At 63.7% G+C, this 17885-nt stretch carries 12 protein-coding genes and 1 rRNA gene; 10 read left to right on the forward strand and 3 right to left on the reverse strand.

The window, feature by feature from the left end:
• Positions 1-70 precede the first annotated feature (70 nt).
• The 7 genes from rrf (at position 71) to CORGL_RS03185 (ending at position 10921) form a co-directional block, all read left to right on the forward strand.
• Positions 71-186: ribosomal RNA gene (gene rrf / locus CORGL_RS03150) — 5S ribosomal RNA — on the forward strand.
• Positions 187-787: 601 nt separating this feature from the next.
• Positions 788-3385, forward strand: a complete 2598-nt coding sequence (locus CORGL_RS09340) for a BspA family leucine-rich repeat surface protein (protein WP_049777676.1) — start codon at positions 788-790, stop codon at positions 3383-3385.
• Between the two features lie 290 nt (positions 3386-3675).
• The gene (coaE, locus tag CORGL_RS03165; RefSeq protein WP_013708474.1) at positions 3676-4305 is read left to right on the forward strand and encodes a dephospho-CoA kinase; all 630 of its coding nucleotides are present in this window, start codon (positions 3676-3678) and stop codon (positions 4303-4305) included.
• Positions 4305-4892: a lytic transglycosylase domain-containing protein gene (locus CORGL_RS03170; protein ID WP_013708475.1), complete on the forward strand. Its 588-nt coding sequence runs from the start codon at positions 4305-4307 to the stop codon at positions 4890-4892. Before coaE ends, CORGL_RS03170 begins: the two co-directional genes overlap by 1 nt.
• Before the next feature lie 75 nt (positions 4893-4967).
• Positions 4968-7205, forward strand: a complete 2238-nt coding sequence (gene uvrB, locus CORGL_RS03175; RefSeq protein WP_013708476.1) for an excinuclease ABC subunit UvrB — start codon at positions 4968-4970, stop codon at positions 7203-7205.
• A 266-nt stretch (positions 7206-7471) separates the two neighbouring features.
• Entirely contained in the window at positions 7472-9328 is a 1857-nt protein-coding gene (locus CORGL_RS03180) for a DEAD/DEAH box helicase (protein WP_013708477.1), read from the forward strand.
• Between the two features lie 102 nt (positions 9329-9430).
• Positions 9431-10921: a threonine/serine exporter family protein gene (locus tag CORGL_RS03185; protein WP_013708478.1), complete on the forward strand. Its 1491-nt coding sequence runs from the start codon at positions 9431-9433 to the stop codon at positions 10919-10921.
• 15 nt (positions 10922-10936) lie between these two features.
• On the opposite strand, the gene mnmA is transcribed toward CORGL_RS03185, so the two are convergent.
• Entirely contained in the window at positions 10937-12079 is a 1143-nt protein-coding gene (gene mnmA / locus CORGL_RS03190) for a tRNA 2-thiouridine(34) synthase MnmA (RefSeq protein WP_013708479.1), read from the reverse strand.
• 112 nt (positions 12080-12191) lie between these two features.
• Entirely contained in the window at positions 12192-13130 is a 939-nt protein-coding gene (cysK, locus tag CORGL_RS03195) for a cysteine synthase A (protein WP_013708480.1), read from the reverse strand.
• 198 nt (positions 13131-13328) lie between these two features.
• Between cysK and CORGL_RS03200 the strand changes: the two genes are divergently transcribed.
• Positions 13329-13823 carry an RrF2 family transcriptional regulator gene (locus CORGL_RS03200; RefSeq protein ID WP_013708481.1) on the forward strand — a complete coding sequence of 165 codons (495 nt, stop codon included), beginning with the start codon at positions 13329-13331 and terminating at the stop codon, positions 13821-13823.
• On the opposite strand, the gene CORGL_RS03205 is transcribed toward CORGL_RS03200, so the two are convergent.
• Positions 13791-14156: a phage holin family protein gene (locus tag CORGL_RS03205; protein WP_013708482.1), complete on the reverse strand. Its 366-nt coding sequence runs from the start codon at positions 14154-14156 to the stop codon at positions 13791-13793. The two genes, CORGL_RS03200 and CORGL_RS03205, sit on opposite strands and share 33 nt — an antisense overlap.
• A 299-nt stretch (positions 14157-14455) precedes the next feature.
• Here CORGL_RS03205 and CORGL_RS03210 point away from each other — a divergent pair, with 299 nt between their 5' ends.
• Together CORGL_RS03210 and CORGL_RS03215 are read left to right on the forward strand one after the other, a co-directional pair.
• Positions 14456-14758, forward strand: a complete 303-nt coding sequence (locus CORGL_RS03210) for a YerC/YecD family TrpR-related protein (protein WP_013708483.1) — start codon at positions 14456-14458, stop codon at positions 14756-14758.
• A 129-nt stretch (positions 14759-14887) separates the two neighbouring features.
• A complete protein-coding gene (locus CORGL_RS03215) occupies positions 14888-17884 on the forward strand; it encodes a PD-(D/E)XK nuclease family protein (RefSeq protein ID WP_013708484.1) in 2997 nt (998 codons plus the stop codon).
• The last annotated feature ends 1 nt before the right edge of the window (position 17885 follow it).

Consider the following 17885-nt stretch of genomic DNA (forward strand, 5'->3'; position numbering starts at 1 on the left):
GCTGTGCGGCCCCCAGGGGGGCGCGGGGGAGATCCCCGGACAGACCGATCGGGCGGGGCGCCGCCCACCGGTCAGCGGTCACAGCAGGGGTGGCACGCCCGGAACCGTTCCGAACCCGGAAGCTAAGCCCCCGAGCGCCGATGGTACTGCGGGGTCAGCCCGTGGGAGAGCAGGACGCCGCTGACCGGTGGACGGCACCGACGCCGGAAGCCGAAGAGGATGGGACCTCCCGCATCGCGGGAGGTCCCTTTTTCTCGTTTCGCGTCCGTTCGCGGGCGCAGAGCGCGCGCGGCCATCGATGCGGTCGTTGCGCCGCCCGCTCTCGCGTTGCTCGTGCGGCCGACGGCGACGTATCATTTCTCGGTCAAGTTTACAGCATGCTTCAAATCGAATACCAGCGCGTTCCGCGCGCAACTCACCGATCTTTACAATCATTTGCTCAGCAGGAACCCAATCCGATTTCAGGATCGCGGTGGCGTCTCCGTGTTGTTGCGACTTTGCAGCGCCGCTGCGCTCGGATCGCGCGCGCGACAAAAGGCTGCTCGCTTGATGAGTGGAATATGAATATGGACATATGCACAAAGACAACAAATGCTTGAATCGAGCTCGCACCCTCTGAGCTCGGACGAGGAGCTTCGGGCGATGAACGATACGATGAGTCCTGATTGAGCGGAACTGTATGATAGTATAATATCCCATCGAGCAGGAAGCATATCGCGGAGATGCCGCGACGCCGTCGAGCGCATCGAGGAGGGGCACCCGCGAGCGCGCCGCTGAGAGGGGAGCGATGATGATGAGAAGAGCCGTCCGCGTCAGACGGGCGCTCGCCAGAGCGCTCGTCCTCGCGGCTGTCTGCGTGCTGGCGGTCGGCCTCATCGTTTCGATGCATGGTTCCGCTGCAGCTGAGGTCGCCGACGGAGTGGACGCAGGCGGAGAGTCGTCCATCGAGCGCTCCGATTTGCGCCGCGGCGAACGAGAAGCGAGGAGCGACGCGGATCCGCGGCCCGCTGCCGCCGACGATGCGGATCGAGACGACGCTCGCGCCGATCCCGCTCAGAGCGGACAGACGGAGCAGACGAGAGTGGACATGTCCGTCGCGCAGCATCCCGCGCGCGCAACGGGCGCCGGTCAGAGCGAGCGGGCCGATCAGTCGGATGAGAGCGCTGACCGCTCGCCGGACGCACAGCCGGGGGGAGAGAGCGTCTCCGAGATCGCCTCGGGCATCATGGCGACCTCCGACGGGGGCGACGTGAGATGGCGCATCGATGACGCCGGCGTCCTCACCATCTCCGGCCATGGGAGGATGACCCAGGCGGGATACGAGACGCCTTGGGCTTACTATCGCGAGCAGCGTCTGACGCGCGTCCGCATTCAGGGGGACCCCGGCACCGAGGGCATCGTCCCTGAGTCCACGCGGCAGTGGTTCGCGGGAACCGACTACAACAAGAGCAAACTCGTTGCATTCGAGGCCACCGGTCTGGACATGTCCGCGTGCGCCGACGCCTCCTCCATGTTCTACGATTGCAAATCGCTGACCGCCTTGGATGTGTCGGGATGGGACACATCAAGCATGAAAGACATGTCTTACATGTTCTGCAGATGCTCCTCTCTGCCCTCGCTGGACGTTTCGGGCTTCGACACCTCGAAGGTGACGGACATATCCTACATGTTCTCCGGCTGCTCCTCCCTTTCCTCCCTGGACGTCACCGGCTTCGACACCTCGCAGGTGACGAGCATGTCCTACATGTTCGAAGACTGCTCCTCCCTGCCCTCCCTGGACGTCACCGGCTTCGACACCTCGAAGGTGACGACCATGGATAATATGTTCTACGGCTGCTCCAAGGTGCCCTCCCTGGACGTCACCGGCTTCGACACCTCGAAGGTGACGGATATGACCCGGATGTTCCAAAGCTGCTCCTCCCTGCCCTCTCTGGACGTCACCGGCTTCGATACCTCGCAGGTGACGGACATGTCCTTCATGTTCTACGGCTGCTCCTCCCTGCCCTCTCTGGATGTCACCGGCTTCGACACCTCGAAGGTGACGGTCATGTCCAACATGTTCACCGACTGCTCCTCCCTGCCCTCCCTGGATGTCACCGGCTTCGATACCTCGCAGGTGACGCGCATGTCCACCATGTTCACCGGCTGCACCTCCCTGACCTCTCTGGACCTCTCCGGCTTCGACACCTCGAAGGTGACGAGCATGGAATCCATGTTCAACCGCTGCTCCTCCCTGACTTCTCTGGATCTCTCCGATTTCGACACCTCGAAGGTGAAGGACATGACTTGGATGTTCGTCTATTGCTCCAAGCTGTCCTCTCTGGATCTCTCCGGCTTCGACACCTCGCAGGTGACGCGCATGTTCGAAATGTTTTGCGGGTGCTCCCTTCTGACCTCCTTGGACCTTACCGACTTCGACACCTCGAAGGTGACGGACATGTCTAGGATGTTCCGAGACTGTCGCTCCCTGTCGCGCATCGATCTCGGCGCGCGGTGGGCGTTCAAGAGCGGCGGGTCGTGCGAGCTTCGCGAGGCGCGCTCTGACGAGGGGCACACCGGGATGTGGCAAGCGATCGGGGAGGGCACCGAGGCCGTCCCGCTCGGGCGGGTCCTCAGCGCGAAGGAGCTCATGGAGACCTACGATGGCAAGACGATGGCCGACGCCTATGTGTGGCAGCCGGCGTTCCATCTCGTCTACGAGGCCAACGCCGATGACGCCGCCGGCTCCACGGCTCCTACCAGAGGGGGTTCCGGTGCCACGGTGAGCGTCTCCGCGTGCGGCTTTCGCCGACCTTACGACCGGTTCACCCGCTGGAGCACCGAGCCGGACGGCTCAGGGGCCTCCTACGTCCCCGGCGACCCCTTCGTGCTCGCCGCTCGCTCCCAGGTGCTCTATGCCCAGTGGGAGACCACCGTGTCCAAGTCTCTGATTGTGCGCAGCCTCACCGAGGGCGACGCCCCGGTGGCCGGGGCCGCCTACGTCCTGGGCTCGCGCGACGGCGACGCCGCCTCCGGGGTCGAGGCCTACACCGACGAGGCGAGGACCGAGCGGGCGTCCTGGCCGCAGCGCTCCGGCGCCGACGGCGAGCTGCGCCTCTACGGTCTGGTCCCGGGCACCTACCACCTGTTCGGAACCGAGGTGCCGGCGGGCTACCAGCGAGCCGAGCGCTCGCATGAGATCGTGATCGACGAGCGCGATCACGCCTTCGTCGACGGGCAGCCCGTCGAGGGCGACCCGGTGCGCCTCACCATGGTCTACGAGAGGGCCCCGGAGCTGCCGGGCACCGGCGCGACGGCACCGGTCCCGACGCAGGGCCTCTGCGCGCTGGCGGCGGCGGGGACCGCGGTGGCCGCCGCGGCGCTCGCGCGGCGCGCCATGCGCTAGCCGGACCTCCCCGGTGAGAGCCGCTCCGTCACTCCGAGCGGTTGTTCGCTGTTGATCGAAACTCGAGATCATCTCCGTTCGGTCAAGGACGGCGCTCAGCTGCAGCGGGGGGTAGAAATAACTCTCAAGATACCTGAGAGCATGATGAGCTCATTTGCTGACCCCGACATGTAGTTCAGAGGGAATGCTCTCGAAGAGGTGGTCTTTGCTTGCGGGTTGCGTGAGAATACACACGAATGACCTGCTTTTTGGTCGCTGCTGCGCCCGCCCGCTTCGTTAAGGGATGAAACTTGTTCAAAGTTTTTGTCATTGGAAATCTGGCTTCGGGGAAATCGACCGTCGTTCGCCATCTGAGGGATCTCGGTGCGAGCACGATCGATCTGGACGAGGTGGCAAAGGATCTCTATCGTCCTGGATCGGATATCGTGGCCGAGCTCGCTGGTGCGTTCGGCGAGGCCATCTTGGATGCGCAGGGCGCTCTCAGAACGTCTGAGCTCGCCTCTCGTGCGTTTGCGTCAGCTGAGCAGCTGGAGCGTCTCAACGCGATCGTCCACCCAATCGTTCGGGAAAGGCTCCGCGAGCTTCTTGAGACAATCGACGATCAGGGTTCGGCTGCTGAGGATGAAGCCGCGAGCAGACTCGTGGTCGTCGAGGTCTCGGTGCCCTCCGCGCTAGGTGATATCCGTGCTGTCGCCGATGAAGTCGTCGCCGTCACGGCACCCTTGGAGGTGCGACGTGCGCGCGCGCTGCGACGGGGCATGGATCCCCGGGATTTTGATAGGCGCTGCGCCCTTCAGCCCAGCGAGTCGGAGTTGCGCGCGCAGGCGAGCTTCGTGCTTGACAACTCCCAAGATGGCCGATGTCTCGTCCGCCAGCTCGACGCATGGCTCGCCGTGCTTTCTCGCGCAGGTGAGAGGTGATGTTTAGGTGGGTTTGGAACGTCGCTTGGTATCGGGTGCTGCCGCTCGTTGCCATCTCGATATTCGGAGTGGCGGCAGCTACGTACTCGTTCGCTCCGGCGTCTATGATGAGATCCTATTACCCGATCAGATACGAGACGTATATCAGGCGCTCGAGCGCGGCGCATAACATCGATCCCTATCTTGTCTGCGCGGTCATCAGCGCTGAGTCAAACTGGAATCCCACGGTGACCTCTCAAAAGGATGCTCGAGGACTGATGCAGGTCATGCCAGACACAGCGAAAGAGATGGTCGAGCGCGGCATCGTCAGTTCCCGGAGCTATCGCGCATCCGAACTCGATGATCCCGCGACGAACATCGAATTCGGCTGCGCCTACCTCTCATATCTGATCACTTGCTTTCATGGGTCGACCGATCTTGCGATCTTGGCATACAATGCCGGTATGGAACAGGTGAGGGTTTGGGCAAAAGAGGATACGGTGCTGGTCAACGCGATCACCTACCCGGAAACGCAGACATATCTGCTCCGCGTCAAAACCGCGCAGTCCAGATACGTTGATCTGCATTCGGATCAATTCGCAGATTAGCCGCGCCGCCTTCGAGCGCGCATCGGCTCCACCGGTCGCGGCGGGGCGCACGAGACGGACAGGAGAGGTCGGGCCATGGAATCCTCAGAGGTCGAACGAGTCGGCGGTGAGCTGCGCCGTTTCGGCGTGACCGGCGAGTCGGCGAGGTTCGAAGTCGTCTCTCCCTTCGAGCCGTCCGGCGATCAGCCGGAGGCCATCGCCTCGCTCGTCGAGGGCATCCGCGACAATGATCGCTATCAGGTCCTGCTCGGTGTCACCGGGTCCGGCAAGACCTACACGATGGCGAAGACCATCGAGGCACTCGGCAAGCCGGCTCTGGTGATGGAGCCCAACAAGACGCTCGCCGCCCAAGTCGCCAGCGAGCTGCGCGAGTTCTTTCCGAACAACGCCGTCGTCTACTTCGTCTCCTACTATGACTACTACCAGCCCGAGGCCTACGTGCCCTCGAGCGACACCTACATCGAGAAGGATTCCTCCATCAACGAGGAGGTCGAGATGCTCAGACATCAGGCGACCGCCTCGCTGCTCTCGCGCCGCGACGTCATCGTTGTCGCTTCGGTATCATGCATCTACGGCATCGGCAGCCCCGAGGACTACGCGGGGCTCGCGCCCAACGTGGACAAGACCCAGCCCCTCGAGCGCGACGACTTCATCCATGCCCTTATCGACATCCAATACGATCGCAACGATTTCGATCTGGCGCGCGGCACGTTCCGGGTGCGCGGTGACGTGGTGGACGTGTTTCCCCCGTACGCGGAGCATCCTCTGAGGTTCGAGTTCTTCGGTGACGAGGTGGAGCTCATCGCTGAGATCGATGAAGTGACCGGTGAGATCACACGCGAGTACGATGCGATTCCCGTGTGGCCGGCGTCGCACTATGTGACCGAGAAGCCCAAGGTCGCCGCCGCGCTCAAGACGATCGAGGCCGAGCTCTCCGAGCGCGTGGGCGAGCTCAAGGCCGAGGACAAGCTGCTCGAGGCGCAGCGCCTCCAGCAGCGCACCGACTACGATCTCGAGATGCTCGAGACCATGGGATTCTGCAACGGGATCGAGAACTACTCGCGTCATCTGGACGGTCGCAAACCGGGGGAGCCACCCTATACGCTCATCGACTATTTTCCAAAGGACATGTTCTGCATCATCGATGAGAGCCATGTGACCGTGCCGCAGATCCGCGGCATGCACGAGGGGGATCGCTCGCGCAAGGTGACCTTGATCGAGCACGGCTTCCGGCTGCCTTCGGCCCTCGACAACCGCCCGCTGCGCTTCGATGAGTTCGAGGCGCGGATCCCTCAGTTCGTCTACGTTTCCGCGACGCCGGGCGATTACGAGCTGCGCGTGAGCCAGAACAACGTCGAGCAGATCATCCGACCGACCGGGCTGCTCGATCCCAAGATCAGCGTTCGGCCGGTGCGCGGCCAGATCGATGATCTGCTCGACGAGATCAAGGAGCGCGCCGAGCGGCATGAGCGGGTTCTCGTGACCACGCTGACCAAGCGCATGGCCGAGGACCTGACCGACCACTTCCTGGATGCCGGCGTGAAGGTCAACTACATGCATTCGGATACGGCGACCCTCGATCGCGTCGAGATACTGCGCGATCTCCGACGCGGTTCGATCGACGTGCTGGTGGGCATCAATCTTTTGCGCGAGGGGCTCGATTTGCCCGAGGTATCGCTCGTGGCGATCCTCGACGCCGACAAGGAGGGCTTTCTGCGCAACCGGCGATCGCTCATCCAGACGATCGGACGCGCGGCGCGCAACGCCGGCGGTGAGGTCATCATGTATGCGGACAGAATCACCGACTCGATGCGCGAGGCGATTCAGGAGACGGCGCGTCGACGCGATCTGCAGGAGCGCTATAACGAGGTGCACGGCATCAGGCCCGAGACCGTGCGCAAGGCCATCAACGATATCTCAAGCTTCATATCCGAGGCTGCGCAGAGCGTCGGTCGGCGCGATCGCTCTCGCGGCGACTCGCTCGGACACGGCGAGTTCTTCACGCCGACCGGGGAGGGCTCAGACGAGCAGCTTGACGAGACGGCCGGCCGCAGGCTCGCCGAGGAGCTTGCAGAGCTTCCCCACGATGATCTCGTGCGCATCATCGCCACGATGGAAGAGGATATGAAGACAGCCTCGGAGGGCATGGATTTCGAGGAGGCCGCTCGGCTGCGCGACGGCATCGTGCACCTGCGGGCTATCGTGGAGGGCGGCTCGGAAGACGAGATCATCGAGCGGCTGCGCGCACGGTCGCGCAAGGGCTCGGTGTTCGGCGGCGGACGCAAACGACAGGGTTGGAAGGGCAAGCACTGACCAGAGCGCCCTCTCATCAAACATGGGATTCGGGTGATCTCCACATCACTGTCACCACGTCGATCGAGCAAACCCCTATACTACTGCTCCGGCGGAACCTGCTCCATCGCATGTCCCGCGCCACCGGTGCGCGTCTCTCCACCGGCATGCGCGTCTCTGTGATCCGCCGCGTATGAACAGCATCCCTATATACCTAGAGGCGCCGTATCGCCGCTCGCATGCACGCGCATGCGCGCCTTCGCCCGGCGCGGAATGGAACAGTCTACATGCATGAAATTGAACACGAAGGTCCCCTCGATCCGACGGAGATCGCCGAAGAGGTCGATGCCGCGATGGTCGAGCAAGCTTGTGCCGACGAGATGATCGCCTCGCCGCAGACGAGCGAAGCGCTCGGCGTCGATGGAGCCGAGGACGCTGCACCGGGAAAGAAGGAGCCGGGTTTTGAAGACCTGGGTCTTCCCGACATCATTCTGAAGGCTGTTCGCGGCCTTCACTACACGACGCCCACCCCCGTGCAGGCCGCCTCGATTCCAAGCGTGCTGGCCAAACGGGATATACTGGCGGCGGCCCAGACCGGAACGGGCAAGACGGCGGCGTTTCTGCTGCCTGCGATGAGCAATCTCGGCCATGTGGTCCACCAGGGCCGCAGCCGCAGATCGGCTGAGGGGCGGGGCCCCAAGATGCTCATCATCACCCCGACACGCGAGCTCGCCCAGCAGATCGACAGCGTGTGCACCCAGATCGCGACCCGTACCAAGCACATCGCCGTGACCGTGGTGGGGGGTGTTGGTTACAATCCGCAGAAGAGCGCGCTGCGCCGTGGTTGCGATATCTTGGTTGCCACACCCGGTCGCCTGATCGATCTCATCGACCAGGGTGTCTGCAATCTCAGCGAAGTCGAGATTCTCGTCATAGACGAGGCTGATCGCATGCTTGACATGGGATTTCTTCCTTCGGTCAAACAGATCGTTGCTCTCACTCCGCCTGAGCGACAGACGCTTTTGTTCTCTGCCACCTTGGATGAGAAGACGTTGGGATCGATCAGGGATCTGGTCCGCGACCCTGTGCGCGTCGAGATCGCGGCTGCCACCTCGACCGCTGACACGGTGGACCAGTTCGTCTTGCCGGTCTCATTCGACTCTAAAAACGACGTGCTCGTCGAGGTGCTCAAGCGCGAGGGCGCGAGCCGCGTCATCGTGTTCATGCGCACCAAGCACCGAGCTGATTCCTGCTGCCGCCGCCTGACCCATGCGGGGATCTCGGCTGCCGCCATCCACGGCGATCGATCTCAGGCACAGCGGGAGCGCGCGCTCAAGGCGTTTCGAGACGGCCGAAGCGACGTGCTGGTGGCAACCGATGTCATCGCGCGCGGCATCGACATAAGCGACGTCCGCTACGTCGTTAACTTCGACGTTCCCGGCGAGCCCATCGATTACATCCACCGCATCGGCCGCACCGGCCGCGCCGGCGAGGTCGGCTGGGCGCTCACGTTCGTGACCCGCCAAGACATCGATGAGTTTTACGACATCGAGTCCCTGATGGGCAAGACTGCGGAGATCTACGATGCGCAAGGGATCGACGTGGGAGGCAATGCCCCCGTGATCGACCCTGAGCGCGTTCCGCTCGCTCGCGGGGGCAGGCGCCGCACGAAACGGAGCAGATCGCGCTCAGGCGCAAAGACGCAGAGAAGCAGACGCGGATCCAGCGAGGAATCTCGGCCGCGCCGCCGCTCGGAGTCGGCTGGCAAAGCCGCTTCGGTGGGAGAGCATCGCGAGTCCGCTCAACCGAGACCATCTCGCCCGAAGCGGCCGGGCAGGGCGCGAGTGCGATCAGGTGCTGCTGATGGCGACGCCGCGGCCCGCAGCAGCCGTTCCGATCGCTCGCCGCGTTCCGATCGCTCGCGCACTCGTCGCGAGGGCGCTCGCGGTGGCGATGCCGGCCGGTCCAGGCGAGCAGAGCGGCCTTCGCGCGATCATGATTGGCGCAATCGCGATCTGCCCGAGGAGCGCACGCGACGCGGTGGCCGTTCTGGCGGCGGGGGGCGCACGGATACCGGCGGCTCCCCACGCGGGCGATCGGGCGGCGCGAGTCGTCGTCCCGGTGACGGCGGCGGAAGGCGCTAGGCTTCAGGAGATCTCATTTACCGAGGCGCACAACGAATCAGCGAAGACGATGGCAGAGCACGAAAGCAGAGGGGGCTGACACATGGCGGGCGGAGTATGGCGATGAAGGCGAGCAGAACAGCGCAGCAGGGAAGACGAGCCGCCGCGCGCTCCGAGCGCGGTCGGGCCGAGCAGGCGCGCGTATCCGAGGGTGGCCTCGGTGCACGCGGCCACGCGGCGGCTATCATGCGCGTGGCCCTCGACCACATGCGCGGTGTGCCCGAGGAGAGAATTCATCATCCGAAGCGCAGCAATCACATGTCTGTGCAGTGGCATGAGGTGCTCGATGACGGCGAGCAGCTTGCTGTCGAGGCGAGTATCGCGGACAAGTCCTCGATCGTGTGCCGCGTCGGGTTGCTGCTCCTGGGCGGCGGTGCGGGCAGCTGGCGCGTCCGAGACTCCATGAACAGCGTCGCGCAGGTGCTCGGCGTCACCTGCACGGCAAACGTGGGGCTGACCGCGATCGAGTGCACCTGCTTCGATGCCAGCGGGGCGTTCTCCGAAGTGGTCAACATTCCCGCTCCGGCTATCAATACCGAGCGTATCTGGTACATGGCCAAGTTCGTCAACGAGGTTTCCGTGCTCGGCAAGGAATTCTCAGTCAACGAGTTCCATGGGCTCATGGATGGTATCGAGCACCGGCCTCTGAGCTACGCTCCTTGGCGGATCTCCCTGGTCGTCGCGTTCGCCTGCGCTGCATTCGTTCTGCTTCTCGGAGGCGGCGTGCTCGAGACGGTCTGCGCCTTCTTCGCCTCGGGTCTCGGATGCGCTACGCGCAAGATCATGACGGATAGGCGCATAACCCACTTCGGTTGCATCGGCATGAGCGTCGCGGTTGCCTGCTTGGTCTATCTGGGCTGTCTGAGTGCGGCGTCGCTTTTCATCCCCGATGCCATGGAGCACGAGGCGGGATACATCGGAGGGCTTCTGTTCATCGTTCCGGGATTTCCGCTCATCACGAGCGGTCTCGACATCGCCAAGCTTGACATGAGATCGGGTATCGAGCGAATGTTCTACGCCTTGTCGGCCATGATCGTCGCAGCGATGGTCGCTTGGTTGATCGCCACGCTCGTGCATCTTCATCCCGATGACTTCGCGCCCTCTGGTCTCGGTCCGATCCAGCAGGCCGGCCTGCGAGCGGTTATGAGTTTCATCGGCGTATATGGGTTCTCGTTCCTGTTCAACTCGCCGCGCTCCATCGCGCTCACCGCCGCCGTCGTCGGCGCGATCTCCAATGTCGTGCGCCTCACCTTGGTCGACTACACCTTCGTGACTCCAGAGATGGGTGCGCTGCTGGGAGCGACGATGGCTGGACTTTTGGCCTCTGCGATCGGTTCGCGCACATCTTTCCCGCGCATCTCGATCACCGTGCCCTCCATCGTCATCATGGTTCCCGGGCTCTACATGTACCGAGCGGTGTATTGCATGGGAGCGTTTCAGGTGCTCCAGGCAACCGAGTGGATCGTCCGTGCATCCATGATCCTCATGTTCTTGCCGATGGGAATCGCGCTGGCGCGCATGTTGACCGATAGCGAGTGGCGCCACTGCAGCTGAGCCGCTCCGCTGCACTCAGCCCGCAGTCGAGCGCACGGTTCCTCCGCCGAGCACGATGTCGTCATCATAGACGACCACCGCCTGTCCGGGGGCGATAGCGTACTGGGCCTCATCGAACACGATTCGCATCAGATCGTCTCGCCCCAACCGGCTCATACGCGCCGCTTGAGCGCGTTGGTGGTAGCGCGTTCGCGCCAGCACATGAAGACCTTGTTCCCGCTCGCGTGCGAGACGATGCTCCATCTCCTCCGCGGGCATGGTCCAGATCCACCCCTCGGCGATGAGTGCGTCAGCGCGAAGCTCCCGCTGCTCTCCCAGGGTCACCGTGTTGCATCGCGCATCGAGCGCTGTGACGAACAGAGGGTGCCCGGCTGCGACACCCAGACCCTTTCGTTGGCCGATCGTGTATCTGATCGCGCCTCGATGACGCCCCAGCACCGCTCCGGTACCGTCGAGGATGTCTCCCGCTGGCAAGGCGGCGCCGACCCGCCTCTCGATGAAGTCGGCGAAGTCTCTGTCCGCGATGAAGCAGATCCCCTGGCTGTCTTTTTTTCTTGCGTTGGGAAATCCCTGCTCGCGTGCTATGCGGCGCACATCGCGTGATTTGATCAGCTCGCCTAAGGGCAAGAGCACGCGACGCAGCCGCTCCTGTCCCAGCGAGTAGAGCATGTAACTCTGATCCTTCGAGATATCGGTCGCGCAGCGCAGCAGGCGCGCGCCCTCTCCCGTTCCCTCTTCGGAGTCCTCACGGGTCTCGATCCGCGCGTAGTGCCCCGTTGCGATGAAGTCGCACCCAATCTCGAGCGCGCGATCGAGCAGCGCGCCGAACTTCAGCGCGCGATTGCAATCCGCGCAGGGGTTCGGTGTCCTGCCGCTCAGGTACTGCTCGACGAACCGATCGATGACCCTGCGCTCAAAGAGATCCTTGAAATCGAAGACGCGGTGTTCGATACCCAAGCGGGCGCAGACCGCGCGGGCGTCTGCGACATCATCGGCGCAACCGCAGATGCCCTCGGGATCGCGTCCCATGGTGGTCTCGTCATAGAGGCTCATGGTCGCACCTATGCAGGTGTAGCCCCTCTCAAGCAGAAGATGGGCGGCGACGCTGGAATCGACGCCGCCGCTCATCGCGACGAGGACGCTCTGCTTTCTGGTCATTCGGATCCCCCTCAAAACATCTTTGCATGCGCGATCCGCTGAACGACGCGCAAAGCGCTTGTGACCCGCTGCGGTTGGCGGAGCCCTCCATCTCAGCGCGCGCGACAAGCGCTCAAGCGCTGAACAGCGATGTCGATAGATATCGCTCTCCGGTGTCGGGCAGCACGACCGCGATGGTTCTGCCGCTGTTCTCAGCGCGGTTCGCGAGCTGCATCGCCGCCCATGCGGCCGCGCCCGAGGAGATCCCGACGAGCAGTCCCTCTGCGCGGGCGATTCGGCGGCCCATTGAGAGAGCGCGATCGTCGTCTACGGTGATGACCTCGTCGTATATACTCGTATCGAGCACCTCGGGGACGAATCCCGCGCCGATGCCCTCGATCTCATGCGCACCGGATTCGCCCCGCGAGAGCATCGGCGATCCGGCGGGCTCCACCGCGACGACGCGAACGCGCGGGTTGCGCTCCTTGAGATAGCGTCCCACGCCGGTGATGGTGCCACCCGTTCCCACGCCGGCAACGAATACATCGACGGAACCATCCGTATCCTGCCAGATCTCCGGCCCCGTTGTCTCATAGTGGACACGGGGGTTCGCCGGGTTGGTGAACTGTCCGCAGATGATGCTCCCCGGGATGCGCGCGGCAAGCTCCTCGGCTTTGGCGATGGCACCGTTCATTCCGGCGGCGCCCTCGGTGAGCACCAGCTCGGCACCGTATGCCCTCATGAGACGCCGCCGCTCGACGCTCATCGAATCGGGCATGGTGATGATGACGCGATAACCGCGGGCCGCTGCGACCGAAGCGATGCCGACGCCGGTGTTGCCTGATGTGGGCTCGATAACGGTGGCACCTGAGCCTCGACGCAGGCGACCGCTGCGCTCCGCGTCATCCAGCATCGCTCGAGCCACCCGGTCTTTGATTGAACCGGCGGGGTTGAACAGCTCGAGTTTGGCGAGAATGCGCGCCTTCAGGTGGTACTCCTGTTCGATGCGGGTGAGTTCCAGCATCGGCGTGCGACCGATCAGCTGGTCGATAGATGTGCGAAGGGCGCTCATTGCAGCCTCCTGCTCGATGCGTTAATCTATACCTATAAATTCTATAGATATATAGGTTTATACGGATGATTAAACACTGGCCCCGCAGACATGTCAAGCGAGGGCGTCGGCCGAGCGCGTCGAGCATCTTGTGCTCGTCGTTCGCGCCAACGGCGTGCGCCCGCAGCGGCGTCGGGTGAGATGGGATGGGAGGTGCCGATGCTGGTCTCGACGAAGGGTCGCCATGCTCTCAGAGCGCTCGTCGATCTCGCAGAGCATCAAGCCGCAGGCTACATCCCCTTGAAGCAGATCGCGGATCGCCAGAGCATCTCAGAGAAGTATCTCGAGAGCATCCTGTCGAGCTTGGTCCAGCACGGCCTTCTGTTGGGTCGACGCGGTCGGGGCGGAGGATACCGGCTCGCTCGAAACGCTCGGCGCTGCACGGTCATGTCGGTGCTGACCCTCACCGAGGGCAGCATCTCGGCGGTTCCATGTCTTGAGGGGCGATCCACAGGCTGCCATCGGGCATCGAGATGTCGCACTCTTGCGATGTGGGAGGGGCTTGATTCTCTGGTGAGGACCTACCTCGAAGGTGTCACCATCGCAGATCTCATGCGCAGCCCCAAGATGGCGATCGCCGCACCTGATGCGCGACAGACGACAGCGCGACCAGGTGAGGTCTCAGTCTCTGATGATCGCGTGCAGGATCCTTGATATGACGCTCACGGCGAGCGCTCCGAGAAAGGCCGCGGAGAAGCTCGAGATGATGATGCCGGTTCCAAACAGGTTCTTTGAGAGCCAGCTTGCCAGCTCGAACATGAAGCTGTTGATAAAAAGCTGGAATATGCCGAGCGTCACGAGCGTGAAGGGCAGCGACACGATCGTCACGATCGGCTTTATGAATGCGTTAACGATACCCAGGCACAGCCCGACGAACAAGAAGCTCATCCAAGGCTCGGCAGAGCCGAACGGAACGATGCCGGGAACGACGTTCACGGCGATGGCGATCGCCAGCGAGGTGGTGATCCAGTTGAGCAGAAATCTCATAGGTGGTCGTCTCCAAACGATCGAGGATCTTGATTATAGCAAAGCGCCCGGCCGCCCCGGGCAAACGCCGGTGACCACGAGCTCGCATCTCCGCAGCTTCTTCTCACTCGCCTTGTTCCCATGGACGGGCGCGGCGTTTCAGATCGGTTCGGCATCGGCGGTGCTGCCGCGCCCGCGTCGGCATCTCGGTGTGCTAAACTGCCTTTCAGCAAGCGCTCGCGCGGATTGCGCATGCAAGGTGCAGCCGGTGCCGGCGATCGCGTCGAGTCATTTCCCGAACAGATGCGGTGGTATCTTCCATGGACAACGAGAGGTTGTTTGAGCGCTCCGATGTGGAGCAGCTGGCATGCGCGCTCTGCTCTTTGAGCGACGTGCAAGACTGCGCCGCCCTGCTCATCGATCTTTGCACGCCGCGCGAGATCTGCGAGCTCGCACAGCGCCTTCAGGTCGCCCGTCTTCTTGACGAGGGCGCCCCCTATGTTGAAGTGCAGGCGCGCACGGGTGCCTCCTCGACGACCGTCTGCCGCGTGTCCAAGGCGTTGAACGGCAGCTGCGGAGGGTATCGAAGGCTGCTGGTCAAACTCGAGGACGGGAGCTGGTGAAGCGAGGGTCTCCTCGATTCCGGCATGCACCGGACCATCTCATGACATCTCGTGAGACCACACATGGCTGCAGCGCCTCTTCGCTCGCGGCTGCGAGCGGGAACTGAAGCGCACCGAAGATGGAGGATCATGTCTGTTCGTTTCTCGCGCACACGCGCTCGCGCAGGGCTCACAGCTGAAGAGCTCGCATTCATCTCTGAGCGACGGGCGAGCGACGCTCAGATCACGCTGCTCGTCCCATCTGCCCCCGCACGCGATGCGCGTCGTCGCGAGCTCGCCCGCGCGGGTATCGGCATGGGCGTTGAGGTCAGCACGCCCATATCCTGGATCTGCGAGCTGTGGGAGGTTTTCGGGGACGGCACCCATCCGATCACGTCTCTGGAGCGCGAGTTTCTGATCGCGCGCATCTTCAGCGAGCGCACCTCAGCTGATCTCGCGCCGCTAACAGACACCGCGGGCACCGTTCATCTGATAGCGCGCATGGCGTGCGATCTATCTGCCTATATCTTAGAGGATACGGCACCGACCTCGAATTCCCTGGAGTGCATTCGCTCCCTCATGGAAGAGTACACCAGGCTGCTCGGCGAGTTGGATTCGATCGAGCCCGCAGCGGCTGCCGGGATTCTGAGCACCTCGTTCGCCCGCGAGCTGCCGGCTCGCGCGCGCGTCATCGTGCTTCGGGATGTGACGGAGTTCCCCGCGTATCTGGTGAGTCTTCTGGCAGCCGTCGCGGCGCACGGCGATGTCTGCATCCTGATCGACAAAGAACAGGAGCCCCTGATCGCGCATCTGCGTCCCGCGTTTCTCGGCGCGGATCCAGAGGTGCGGATCGAGATAGACGATGCGCTCATCGAGACGGCCGCGATCTCGTCTGCGCAGACGGGCGAAGAGACACCGCTGACATTTTTCGAGGTCGCAGGTCCTCATGCTCGCGATGCCGCATACGCGCGCGCCATCGCGGACATGATGGACGCCGAGGACGCGCAGCAGATGCGAATCGCGGTGGTCTCGACCGGCCCGGGCGCCCTCTTCGAGGCTCTCGCTCCGAGACTGGCGGCTTTGGGAATCGCTTCGAGAGCCAGAATCGTCGCCGCATTTTCCGAAACGAGTGTCGGACGTCACCTCGCGGCTCTCACCGATCTCGCATCGCGCATGGAGGACTTCGATCGCGGTATCGCGAGCGCATCGGAGTGGTGGCCCGCACCGGAGCTCTCGGATTGGCTGCGCTCGCCGCTGTCGGGTGCCCTCGCGGACGCGGCATGTCGCTTCGACAAGAGAATCCGATCCAAGCGGGCGCTCGACCCCGAGAGGGTCCTGCGCGATCTTCAGGGTGTGCAGAGCCGTACCCGCTCGGCGCGCGACCGTCTGGCGTCCACGAATCCGTGGTCGGGCGTTCCGACGATCTGCGCCGATGTTTTTCGACGCATCACCGAAGGCAGATACATATCCGCGTTGCGTGCGATCGCGGAGGTGGCTCGCGCTCTTCCGTCCTCGGCCATGGGGACCGCGGACGGTCGGATCAGGGCGCTTCTGGAGCAGACCATGGCGACGCGCGCAGCAGATGCGCTCGACATGGCGGCCGGCGATCTGGGTGTGAACCAGACCGTTGCCGCGACCGTGCTCACCGGTCTCACTGTCGAGCTTTCCGTGAGCGCATCGAGCGCCGTCGACACGCGATACCGCGGTCAAGCGCTGTTTGTGACGCCTGCGGAGGCCGCGTTGCTTGAGCCGGGCTCGGTTCGCGGCGTCTTTTTCGCCGACGTGGACCAGAGCAGCTATCCCCTTTCGTGCGAGGAGGGGCCCCTCGCCTCGATCGCCGAGCGGCTCGATCGGACCGTCGTCGCCCTCGAGCCCGTCGCGAGGCTGCGCGATGAGTTCGGCCGCGTCTCGGATCTGGTCGATCGGGTGGTGCTCGCACGCGTGACCCATGACGCGCAGGGGCAGGATCGCTACCCGGCGGCGATCTGGACCGAGCTCGCGCTCAGCCGCTCGGCGGCGGGCGGCGCCCTCTCCGAGATCGGAGAGGGCGATATCGTCGGCGATCTGGATCCCCATGCGGGTTCGGGGATGCGATCGGAGCGTGTCAGCTGCCTCGATCCGCAGCATCTGAGCCCTCAGGCCGTTCGATATCTCGTTCCCCTGCAGCGCGCACCGGATGAGCCGCGCTCGTCCCTCGTCCCCCGGCGTCTGTCCGCCTCGCAGATCGAGACCTACGCCGCCTGCCCGTTGTGCTGGTTCATCTCCCAGCGAATTCGACCGCAGCATCTGGATGCGGGGTTCACGAACATGGAGAAGGGCAACTTCGTCCATGATGTCATGCATCTGTTCCATCAGCAGCTCATCGATCTGGGCGAGCGGCGGGTGAGGCCGGAGAATCTCGCCCGCTCTCTCGAGGTGCTCTCCGGCGTGCTCGAGCGCGTGCGCGCGGATCACGCGCGCGGCTCGACTTCGAGCTCCGGAGCTCTCATCGCTCATTCCAAGATCGAGGAGCTCGAGATCGACGAGCTCGAGGCGCAGATCGCCAATGTCGTGCGCTTCGAGGCCGATGTGCTCGCGCCCTTCGCTCCGCGCTGGCTCGAGTACTCCTTCGACGCCTTGGGCGTGACCTATGCCGCCTGGCCGCTCGGCGGTCGCATCGACAGAGTGGACTCCGATGCGCAGGGACGCGCCGTGATCATCGATTACAAGCACCGAGCCAACGCCGGTCAGTTCGGCCTCACGGACCCGACGATTCCAGACGGGCACGGAGTTGCAGCGGCCGTGGACCCGCGCTGGCTGCCGGAGCACACCCAGACGCTCATCTACGCCCAAGCATGTCGCCGAGCACTCGGCTTGGACGTGCGCGCCGCGCTCTACCTTGCCACGAAAGGCGCACCTCAGATGCGTGGAGCGGCATCAGAGGAGCTTTGCGAGCAGGAGCCCCACGACGGTCGCATCCCCGGAATGAAGCAGGGCTTTCCCGGCCCGGAAGGGTCGCTCACGTTCGATCAGCTGCTCGACCGCGTCGAGACCGCAGTTGAGCTGCGCCTCGCCGAGCTTCGGGCCGGCGATATCCGAGCGGCGCCGAAACCACGACCGAGCTGCGGTTTCAATCATCCATTCGGCTTCGATAGACGGGAGGCGTGAG

It is taken from the genome of Coriobacterium glomerans PW2, from assembly GCF_000195315.1.
Classification (GTDB): Bacteria; Actinomycetota; Coriobacteriia; order Coriobacteriales; family Coriobacteriaceae; genus Coriobacterium; species Coriobacterium glomerans.

Bases quoted from the DNA above. Each gene is read 5' to 3' on its own strand.
- CORGL_RS09340 (WP_049777676.1), top strand. From the start codon at position 788: ATGATGATGAGAAGAGCCGTCCGCGTCAGACGGGCGCTCGCCAGAGCG.
- CORGL_RS03170 (WP_013708475.1), top strand. From the start codon at position 4,305: ATGTTTAGGTGGGTTTGGAACGTCGCTTGGTATCGGGTGCTGCCGCTC.
- uvrB (WP_013708476.1), top strand. From the start codon at position 4,968: ATGGAATCCTCAGAGGTCGAACGAGTCGGCGGTGAGCTGCGCCGTTTC.
- CORGL_RS03180 (WP_013708477.1), top strand. From the start codon at position 7,472: ATGCATGAAATTGAACACGAAGGTCCCCTCGATCCGACGGAGATCGCC.
- CORGL_RS03185 (WP_013708478.1), top strand. From the start codon at position 9,431: ATGAAGGCGAGCAGAACAGCGCAGCAGGGAAGACGAGCCGCCGCGCGC.
- mnmA (WP_013708479.1), bottom strand. From the start codon at position 12,079: ATGACCAGAAAGCAGAGCGTCCTCGTCGCGATGAGCGGCGGCGTCGAT.
- cysK (WP_013708480.1), bottom strand. From the start codon at position 13,130: ATGAGCGCCCTTCGCACATCTATCGACCAGCTGATCGGTCGCACGCCG.
- CORGL_RS03200 (WP_013708481.1), top strand. From the start codon at position 13,329: ATGCTGGTCTCGACGAAGGGTCGCCATGCTCTCAGAGCGCTCGTCGAT.
- CORGL_RS03205 (WP_013708482.1), bottom strand. From the start codon at position 14,156: ATGAGATTTCTGCTCAACTGGATCACCACCTCGCTGGCGATCGCCATC.
- CORGL_RS03210 (WP_013708483.1), top strand. From the start codon at position 14,456: ATGGACAACGAGAGGTTGTTTGAGCGCTCCGATGTGGAGCAGCTGGCA.
- CORGL_RS03215 (WP_013708484.1), top strand. From the start codon at position 14,888: ATGTCTGTTCGTTTCTCGCGCACACGCGCTCGCGCAGGGCTCACAGCT.